The organism is Mesorhizobium sp. M7A.F.Ca.MR.362.00.0.0, from assembly GCF_004023175.1.
Classification (GTDB): Bacteria; Pseudomonadota; Alphaproteobacteria; order Rhizobiales; family Rhizobiaceae; genus Mesorhizobium.
Genome location: NZ_RZTF01000331.1, coordinates 6787 through 7112, shown reverse-complemented (window position 1 = coordinate 7112; position 326 = coordinate 6787). Strand labels below are relative to the sequence as shown.

The window sequence follows — 326 nt, the reverse complement described above, 5'->3', positions numbered from 1 at the left end:
GGCCGGCCTCAACAACCTCGTCGGGCTGAAGCCGACGGTCGGCGCGTTGTCGGCCGCCGGCGTCGTGCCGGCCTGCCGCACGCTCGATTGCGTCTCGGTGTTCGCGCTGACCGTCGATGATGCGTATAGGGTGTTCTCCGTTGCCGCCGCGCGCGACGCTGCCGATCCTTATTCGCGTGACATCGCCGTCCAGCCGCTCGCCGCGCGCCAACCGGTGCTGACCGTCGGCGTGCCTGTAAAAGCGGAGCTCAAATTCTTCGGCGATACGGCCATGCAGACTGGTTTCGAAGCTTCGCTTGCCATTCTGTCGCGGCTTGGCTGCCGGC

1 protein-coding gene is annotated in these 326 nt (G+C 66.9%); it reads left to right on the top strand.

The window, feature by feature from the left end; translation table 11 throughout:
* Nucleotides 1-326 (top strand): amidase family protein (locus EOC06_RS43755; RefSeq protein WP_245470161.1); only part of this gene is annotated, 326 nt, incomplete at both ends.